This window comes from Pseudoalteromonas sp. UBA2102 (assembly GCF_002331165.1).
Taxonomy (GTDB): Bacteria; Pseudomonadota; Gammaproteobacteria; order Enterobacterales; family Alteromonadaceae; genus Pseudoalteromonas; species Pseudoalteromonas atlantica.
Genome location: NZ_DCYU01000152.1, coordinates 1 through 8,899, shown reverse-complemented (window position 1 = coordinate 8,899; position 8,899 = coordinate 1). Strand labels below are relative to the sequence as shown.

General features: G+C 41.3%; 7 protein-coding genes. 4 read left to right on the top strand and 3 right to left on the bottom strand.

Annotated features, from left to right (window positions below; all coding sequences use genetic code 11):
- Window positions 1-345: 345 nt before the first annotated feature.
- The 4 genes from B2R65_RS19400 (at window position 346) to B2R65_RS19385 (ending at window position 3,809) form a co-directional block, all read left to right on the top strand.
- Window positions 346-1,812, top strand: coding sequence for a carbon starvation CstA family protein (locus B2R65_RS19400; RefSeq protein WP_004589533.1), 1,467 nt, complete (start codon window positions 346-348; stop codon window positions 1,810-1,812).
- Window positions 1,813-1,903: 91 nt separating this feature from the next.
- The gene (locus tag B2R65_RS19395; protein WP_286745454.1) at window positions 1,904-2,596 is read left to right on the top strand and encodes a cupin domain-containing protein; all 693 of its coding nucleotides are present in this window, start codon (window positions 1,904-1,906) and stop codon (window positions 2,594-2,596) included.
- 225 nt (window positions 2,597-2,821) lie between these two features.
- The gene (locus B2R65_RS19390; protein ID WP_004589535.1) at window positions 2,822-3,202 is read left to right on the top strand and encodes a SpoIIAA family protein; all 381 of its coding nucleotides are present in this window, start codon (window positions 2,822-2,824) and stop codon (window positions 3,200-3,202) included.
- 154 nt (window positions 3,203-3,356) lie between these two features.
- Entirely contained in the window at window positions 3,357-3,809 is a 453-nt protein-coding gene (locus B2R65_RS19385) for a nuclear transport factor 2 family protein (RefSeq protein WP_024032783.1), read from the top strand.
- Between the two features lie 42 nt (window positions 3,810-3,851).
- On the opposite strand, the gene B2R65_RS19380 is transcribed toward B2R65_RS19385, so the two are convergent.
- From B2R65_RS19380 to B2R65_RS19370, 3 genes are all read right to left on the bottom strand, one after another.
- On the bottom strand, window positions 3,852-4,799 hold the full coding sequence (locus B2R65_RS19380) for a carbohydrate kinase family protein (RefSeq protein WP_286745451.1): 948 nt from the start codon (window positions 4,797-4,799) through the stop codon (window positions 3,852-3,854).
- A gap of 116 nt (window positions 4,800-4,915) precedes the next feature.
- On the bottom strand, window positions 4,916-7,303 hold the full coding sequence (locus B2R65_RS19375; protein ID WP_126009263.1) for a TonB-dependent receptor: 2,388 nt from the start codon (window positions 7,301-7,303) through the stop codon (window positions 4,916-4,918).
- A gap of 161 nt (window positions 7,304-7,464) precedes the next feature.
- Complete coding sequence (locus B2R65_RS19370; protein WP_121638347.1) at window positions 7,465-8,682, bottom strand: MFS transporter; 1,218 nt, start codon at window positions 8,680-8,682, stop codon at window positions 7,465-7,467.
- Window positions 8,683-8,899 lie beyond the last annotated feature (217 nt).

The following is an 8,899-nucleotide window of genomic DNA, read 5'->3' as shown; positions in this document are numbered from 1 at the left end:
AAAGCTTCCGCGTCCTGCTCACGCCCCTTACCTACATCCATGTAGGCAACAAAGAGTAAATCGCCCCTAGGCTGAACCCGAAGGGCAGCGCCTGTTTGGCATTAATGCTGCGTTATCGCCTACTTATGGGGAATAACCACACCACATAGGCTCTGCCTTGCCTAAATACCAAACAGGCTGCTGCAAATTTAACCTTGAAAGGTCTACAGACCCTTGTGTATTAGCTATTCGTCTTATAGCGGGGGGATTAATACTTTGTTAATGTTCGTCGATTATTCATGGATTGAAAGGCGGGGCGGCAATTAGGCGCTCTATACTCCAAATACAAAAAGAGAAACGTGCTTTATGATCATCTTTTTTATCTGCATAACAATCTTAATACTGGGATATAAGTTTTATAGCCCGTTTGTTGAAAAACAAGCAGGTATGGATACAACAGTTGATACACCACAAAAACGCTTTAGCGAAGGTGTTGACTATGTAGCCATTCACCCTGTGCGTGCATTTTTAATTCAATTTTTAAATATTGCGGGTGTAGGCCCTATATTTGGCCCAATTTTGGGTGCGCTTTACGGACCGGTAGCACTTGTGTGGATTGTGCTTGGTAACGTATTAGGCGGTGCAGTACACGACTTCTTCTCGGGTGTGATGAGCATTAAAGAAGATGGCAAAAGCTTACCAGAAATAGCAGGGCACTATTACAACGTTGTGTTTAAAGGCTTTATGCTAATATTTACAGCCATGCTGCTGTTTTTTGTGGGCGTTGTATTTATTATGAGCCCAGCAGGCTTATTAAGTAATTTAGATGTATTTGAAGGCACTTTTTTTGCTAATAATACTTTTTGGGTTTTGGCTATTTTAGCGTACTACTTTTTAGCAACGCTGCTACCTATTGATAAAATTATTACTAAGTTTTACCCGCTATTTGGCTTATTAATGATTGTAATGACTACATTAATAGCCGGTGCGTTATTACTAGATGCGCCACACTTACCAGTTGCAGGCGACTTTTTAGCCTACTTTGAAGCCGACCACGCGCATGACTTTTTAGAGCCAAACCCTGATGGCCTGCCAACCTGGCCGTTATTGTTTATTACCATTACCTGTGGTGCTATTAGTGGCTTTCACTCTACCCAAGCGCCTATTATTGCCCGCTGTTTAACAAACGAAAAATACGTACGCCCAGTATATTACGGCGCAATGATGTGTGAAGGCATTGTAGGTTGTGTATGGGCACTTGCGGGTATTGCTGCATTCCCAGAAGGCTACGCTGGCTTAAAAGCATTGCTTGATCAAGGTGGCCCAGGTTTAGTGGTTAACCATGTAGCAAATAGTTACTTAGGCGTAATGGGCGGTATTATGGCTATTATTGCTGTTGCGGTGTTCCCTATTACCTCTGGCGATACGGCGTTCCGTTCACTACGTTTAACCGTGGTTGATGCATTTAATATTCCGCAAAGCTTACGTAATCGCTTATTACTGGCAGTGCCAATTTTAACGATTGCCTTTTTTATGACTAAATTAGATTTCTCAGTTATTTGGCGCTACTTTGCATTTTCAAACATGCTGCTTTCAACCAGTGTGCTATGGCTTGCAACTAAGTACTTATTTGATAGACGTGCATTCCACTGGATCACCAGCATACCTGCCGTTATCGCTACTGGCGTAACACTTTCGTACATTATGACTGCTGCTATTGGCTTTAATTTATCGGCCGACTTAGGTAAACCAATTGGTGCCGCTGTGGTTGTTATTGGTTTAGTAGGTTTAGTGTTTGTACACTCTAAGCATAAAAAGCTAGATGTAGCGTAAAGCGTTAAAAATTAAATAAGCGAGCTTAATAAGCTCGCTTTTTTTATGCATAAAATTTACTCTCACACTATGCAATTTTAAAGGTAATAAAATGAAAATAGCCGCCGATTTTACCCAGAGAGTCGTTGTTCATAGTGAGCAACTTAATTGGAACCCTTCGCCAATGGCGGGCGTTGATAGGCGCCCACTTGATAGAGTAGGCGCAGAAGTAGCCCGTGCTACAAGCATTGTACGTTATGCACCAGGGAGCGAGTTTTCGCCTCATGTGCATACAGGCGGCGAAGAATTTATAGTACTAGAAGGCGTATTTCAAGATGAGCATGGCGATTTTCCACAAGGCTCTTATATTCGTAACCCACCGCAATCAAAGCACAAACCAGGCTCTGATGAAGGCTGCATAATATTTGTAAAGCTTTGGCAATTTCAGCCACAAGATAGAACCCACGTACGCTTACAAACACAGTATATGGGCAGCGTGGAACACGCCACATTTAAAGGCCTTGCCATAACCCCACTTTATAAAGATGACTTTGAAGATGTGAGCTTATTGCATTTTGAGGCAGACGCTAACATGCAAATTAGCGCAAGCGGGGGTGCTGAGTTACTCGTGCTTGAAGGCGATATAAGTGAGCAATCAGACGTATTAGTAAAACACAGCTGGTTAAGGCTGCCTATTAATAGTGAGCTTAATATAACCGCAGGTAAGCAAGGTGCAAAAGTGTGGCTTAAATTAGGGCATTTAACAGATGTAGATAAGCAAATAGAGCGCGTACAAAACGCTTAGCAAATAGCATTATTTAGCAGTATTGTTTGATTTAGTTCAGTACTAATTAACTTAATACGGTGTAGTTTTATGATTTAACTCAGTAAGTGATGGGTATTTTTGGGGTTTTTATTTTTTAAAGGGAATAATTTCACTTTATAGGCTTTAATTAACTCCAACTTTCGTTATTAAACCCATTCACACAGGCTGTAAATAACATAAGCGCACCCGATTAAGGAGAGCAGCATGGTACACACAACACATGGTTTATCTATTGGTATTGAACGCGCAGGCCGAGAATTTTTTTTAAAACTAAAAGCTGTAGGAACGCTAACCCACGACGACTATAAAGTCATTACCCCCATGATCGACTCAGCGCTTGGCGAGGTTAAACACCCTATAGCAAACGTGCTTATTGATGCCAGCGAGCTAGAAGGCTGGGAGCTTCGCGCCGCGTGGGATGATTTAAAGCTTGGCGTAAGGCATTCAAAAGAATTTAATAAAATTGCTATTTATGGCAATCAAGAATGGCAAGCCCGCATGGCTAAAATAGGCAATTGGTTTATTTCAGGCGAGGTGCAATACTACGAAAACGCCACCGCTGCCATCGATTGGCTAGATGAATAGCTTGATTGATAAAGTTTAAGTTAAAGCACTCTTATAGAGTGCTTTTTTATATAGGAGCGTTAATAAGTTTTTGAATTTGCTTTATTTTAATTGTTAATGTTGCTTAATTAAAATACACTTCTTAGTACTAATAAAACTACACATTATAATAACAATGAAACACGTACTTGCCCTTTTTGTATTACTCATATTTTCTACATCAATACATGCAAAAGACAACACCATATTTACGCCTGTGAGCGATTTATTTTTAGCTGTTTCTAACTTTGATCACGCAAAAATGCGCGCGGCGGTTGACGATTCATTCTTGCTTTTAGAGCACGGTGAAGTGTGGACTATTGATGACTTTGTAAATGTTGTTAAGCCCGCTGATTACATAAGAACTAATTATTTTAGTGTTATAAATTCGCGTGTAGAAGGAAACGTTGCGTTTATTAATTACTGGAATAAAGCCAACTTTAAAAACGCCGATAAAAGCGGTGACATTTATTGGTTAGAAAGCGTGGTTGTATCAAAAGTGGGTGACAAATGGCTATTATCGCAAATGCACTCAACCCGTTTACCACAAGGTGAAACACCTAAAGGCGTTACTTTTATTAAGCAATAATTATAAATTAGGTTAAGCCCCGCTATTTGGGGCTTTAACTGTTTATATTACATCAGCTAGCACTGGTAATGCCGGAAAAGCCCCTTTAGCTAAACAGGCTTTAGAGCCACATTGAAGGGCAAAGTGCAGGGCGTTTTTTATGCTAGTTTCATCATTTAACTTATCTGCTAGTGATAAATCACTCCCTAAGTTATTTAAATAGTATAAAACTCCCGCTATAAAAGCATCGCCCGCGCTTGTTGTATCTACTGCGTTTATTTTTGGTGCCGATTCGTTAAGTATAAATGCGCTGTGGTAAACCGTAGCAGGCTCAGGCCCGTCGGTTAAAAACACCAGTTTTACTCCGGTATTTAATAGCATTTGAATGTAATCTTCGCCCGTTGTTTCGCTGTGTTTTGCTAAAAAATTAAGTTCATCACGCGAAAGCTTAACTATGTCGCAATAGTGGTAACAGGCTTTTACATTGCTGGCTATATCATAAGTGTTTTCCCACAAGCTGTAGCGTAAATTTACGTCAAAACTAACGAGCTTATTATGTGTTTTAGCAAGTTCTAGCGCTTTAACCGTTGTGCTAGCTATGGCTGGATCGGTTAGGGTGTTTGAGCAAAAGTGCAGGGTGCTTATGCTTTGCCAATTTATTTGCGCTAAATGCGCTTGGGTTAAAAGTACATCGGCTGTGTTATGGCGATAAAAGCCAAAACTGCGCTCGCCTGTTTCATCAAGGCTTACTATTACCATGGCGGTTTGTGAGCCAGCAATGGTAAATAAATAGTCTGTATTTACATTGTATTGAGCCAATGCATTACTTAATTGATTGGCAAAATGATCGTCACCTTTACCACCACAAAATGCAGCATCACCGCCAAGTTTTGCATAGCCAACAGCAACATTAGCAGGTGCACCACCAGGGATGGGTAAGTACGCTGAGTTATGAGCATCTTGAGGCAGCATATCAATTAAAAGCTCGCCTAAGCACAGGAGTTTGGTCATTTGGAATATCCTAAAAAGCCTAGCAAGGCTAGGCTAAAAACATGAAGGGTGTTATTTATTCATACTTTAAAAGGCGCTGCAGCGATGACTCACTGCAGCGTAATACACACATTTAGTTAAAAAGCGTATTTTAAAGTAACCGACGTAGTGCGGCCGTTAATAGTACGGGCACGAATAATGTCGTTCTCAGGTACTGATCCTTCTTCGGCTTCTGTAATACCTACTGTATCGAATAGGTTGTTTACATTAAGCGCAAGGTTTAAGTTTTCTGATAAGTCGTAGCTTACAAACGCATTTACTTGCGTGTAGCCGTCAAACTTAAGGTCGTTGTTATCTTGTGCATAAGCATCGGTTGTACCAATAAAGCTTACACCTGCCGCGCCTTTATCGTAGCTGTAACGCGCCATTAATGAGTAAATTAAATCCGCTTGGCGACGTGGTGTGTTACCTACAACTTCAGGAGTTAGCGCATCTTTTGCAATTTCAGCATCGGTCCAAGTAAAGTTACCTCTAAAGTCCCATGCATCCATAAAGTAAGTTGATTCAACCTCAATCCCTTTTGCTTCGTATTCACGGTCGAAAAAGGTTTGCGATGTTGCTTCAAAGTTTTGCTCTTCTGTTTCTGCGTAAAAGGCTGTTGCAAATACCGAGAACGAGTCAAAGCGTTTTTTCACACCAATCTCAAATTGGTTTACTTCATCTACTGCATCTTCATCGGCTACGCTTCCGTCACTGCGGACTTTACCAAATAATAAACGGTCTGCATTTGCGCGCCCACCTTTACTAATACGTGCAAACGTCGCTAGGCTTGGGTCAATTTGGTAGTTAGCACCTACAGAGTAAGACGAGTAGCTCCAGTCATAATTAACTGGGCTTGCATTAGCTATATCAATACCTGCTACGTTTTGCTCAGGAATAGAAATAGTACCGTCGCGGTTCATATCTACTGTTGAGGTTACGGCACCTGCGTAGTTACCGCGTGCTTCACCACTGTCGTAGCGGGCACTTGCATCAATGCTTACATCACCAAGTTTTGTTGAAAACGCAACATACGGTGCGCGAGTATCGTACTCGGTGTCGTAATCGCGCTGACAACAGTTACCCCAATAAGGCGTGCCGTATGCGTATAAACCGTTTTCTGAATACTCAGTGCCATCGGCTGCGGTTACATTTAAAAGTGCCGCATTGTCGCCTTTAAGCTCCATTACGTAAGAGTTCCATAACCACGACATAGCAATATTTTGCGTAGAGGCAAAGTAACCAAAGGTTAGGCTAGTGTCATCACTAAACGATTTAGTCAGTTTAAAATCGTTAACAATAGAGCCAAAGTCGTTAAGCGTTACATCAAAAGTGTGAATACGCATGGCAAGTTCATCATTAAATGCTTCGCCTGTGTTTGCGTTACTAAGTGTTGCGCCTACACCGCCAATACTTTGTGCAATAGACGATGCGCTGCCAACCTCAGCAGGAATAAGCGAGTTAAAGTTACCACTAATTGATGACTTACGAAAACGGTTTTCGATACGCCAATCGTTATCTAAATCAAATACAGCTTCAAAACCAACAGAGTCAACCTTTGGATTCATACCATCACGGATATCACCACTGCTAATTTGGTTTTCACCATTTAAGCGTACTGTTTTAGTAAATAACGCTGAGTGAGGTGTATCTGATTGCGCATCAAAGCCAGCAATAGAGTCACCATTTGAGTACATTGGCATAGGAAGATAGCCAACACTCTTATCGTCTAAGTGTTTGTAATAAAGGCGAACGTAACCGTTTTCAAAATCTTTAGTAAGGTTAGCTTTAATTTGGCCACCTTTATTTGATGTGTAGCCTGTTTCGCGCGGGCCTTCGCCTTGGCGTACAAAACCACCTACATGAAAACGCACGCTGTCGGTTAAATAGGTGCCGTATTCAAAGTCGGTGCGTACACTGTCGTAATCTAGGCCAACAGTAGTAGATACGCTACCCGATTCGTTTTCGCCATTTTTAGAAATAAAGTTAATTATGCCGCCAGGTGCATTACTGGCTGATGTAGAGGCTGAGCCACCACGAATAGATTCGATTGTTTGCACTGTGTTATCAAGGCGCATAAAAATATCTGCGTTACCAAAGGCAACATCACCAAACTGCATTACAGGCAGACCATCTTCTTGCAGTTGTAAAAACTTGGCGCCACCCGATGCTACAGGTAAGCCACGCACTGCAATATTTGCATTACCTTCACCGCCTGTTGATTCAGCGCGAACACCCGGGATAATTCTAAATGCTTCAGCCGTTGAGCGTGGCGTTGATACCTCAACTTGCTCAAGCGATAAACTGCTTACTGATGAACTCGATGCCATAATAGTTGTGCGGCGAGGTACACCGGTTACAACAATTGTTTCAAGCCCTTGCTTAGCTTGCACTTTGGTTTCTTGCTCGTCTTGTGCATGAACGCCTTGGCTTACTGCAAGTGCTAAGGCACTGATTAAATATAAAGGTGTGTGGTGTGTTGTCATGTTAACGCCTCATTGTGTGGTGAGTTTGTTATTCTTACTTAATCGATTAAGTAAAAATAACAAAGTTTTTACAATATGCAAATTATTTTTGTGTGTAATTTGCACTTTTTTGTTTTTGTATTGATTTTAAAGGTGTTTTTTATTCTGGCTTGAGCAGCCATTTATGCATTTTTAGTTAATGCTTTTGCCGCAGGGTCGCGGTAAAAGTTATAAAGCATGGCTAAAAATAAGATCACAGCAAAGCCGGTAGCTAAGTAAAAACCGTAGCGTACGTGGCCAAAGTAATCACTTATCATGCCCATAAATAAAGGCGCAAGTGCGGCCGAAAGCGCGGTAAAAAATAAAATAACACCCGCTACTGCACCATGTTGTGCAACAGGAAAGCACGATATACCTTTAGAGTTTAAAGTAGGGTAAACCATCGACATAAATAAACCCGAAAGCGGAAGCAAGCCTACCGCCCAGTCAACACCGCCTACCAAAGTGCCTACATAACATAGTGCGATGCCTAAGCTTAAATAAGCCATAACCCCTTGCCAGCTAAAGTGATTTAAAAGCCATACAGCAATAAAGCGTCCAGCAGCACGTAATACAAAAAATATAGTAAGTGCGTAGGTCGCAAGCAAAGGCCACGAGCCTGTGTAATCTTTTAAAAGTGTTGGCATCCACACGTAAATAGCAACCTCGGTAGCCACATATAATGCAATAGCCAACGAAAAACCAAGTGCATACGGGTTTTTAATCATTTTCATGGTGGTGGCAAGTGAAGCTGGCTTTTCTGTGCTTTTAACAACACTTGGGTAGTCGGCGCGCCATGCCATTAACGCTAAAATTAAACACATAACGCCGGCAATAATGTACAGATAAGTCCAGCTCACGTTTTGAGTAAGCAGTACGCCTACCAGCGCAGGGCCAACTATGGCACCAATACCAAAAAAGCCTTCTACTTTGTTCATGGTTTTAGTGTGCTCTGCGTTACTTGCAGATATATCGCCAAGTAGCGCTAGTGCGCCGGTTTTAAATAAACCAATGGCAAGCCCTATACAGCACAGCAAAATTAAAAATACCGAAAAACTGTTACTAAAGGCAAACAAAAAACAGCTGAGCGAAAAAATTAGTAAGCCTAACATTATGGTTTGTTTACGGCCTAGGCTGTCGGCTAAAAAGCCCAAAAACAAGCCACTAAAGGCAATGAGTGCCATAGGTGCATAATGAAAAGCACTGGCTTGGGTCATACTTAAACCAAACTCTGTGATCAGTTCAGGGATGATCATACCTACTGCATCTGAGGTCATCGCAAACATAAAAAACATCATGTAAGTGAGTATTCGTATGCGCTGCATTGGGTCGCTTTGCGAGTGTGTGTGTAAATTCGTCATGTGATTTTTCCTCGTTGTGGCTCAAGTTATAGTAATAACTCAATCACTTACTCTAGTTAGTATTACCGTTGCCACAACTTTTGTATGTAAAATATTTAAAAATTACTTGTAAAATTGTACGTGCTAGTTAAAGATATATCTTAATCGATTAAGTTTCAACTTGGTAATCACACATGATGAAGAATAAAGTTCAATTGATCACATACGCTGATCGAAT

Coding starts and splice junctions, on each gene's coding strand:
- B2R65_RS19370 (WP_121638347.1), bottom strand. CDS start 8,682: ATGACGAATTTACACACACACTCGCAAAGCGACCCAATGCAGCGCATA.
- B2R65_RS19400 (WP_004589533.1), top strand. CDS start 346: ATGATCATCTTTTTTATCTGCATAACAATCTTAATACTGGGATATAAG.
- B2R65_RS19395 (WP_286745454.1), top strand. CDS start 1,904: ATGAAAATAGCCGCCGATTTTACCCAGAGAGTCGTTGTTCATAGTGAG.
- B2R65_RS19385 (WP_024032783.1), top strand. CDS start 3,357: ATGAAACACGTACTTGCCCTTTTTGTATTACTCATATTTTCTACATCA.
- B2R65_RS19375 (WP_126009263.1), bottom strand. CDS start 7,303: ATGACAACACACCACACACCTTTATATTTAATCAGTGCCTTAGCACTT.
- B2R65_RS19380 (WP_286745451.1), bottom strand. CDS start 4,799: ATGACCAAACTCCTGTGCTTAGGCGAGCTTTTAATTGATATGCTGCCT.
- B2R65_RS19390 (WP_004589535.1), top strand. CDS start 2,822: ATGGTACACACAACACATGGTTTATCTATTGGTATTGAACGCGCAGGC.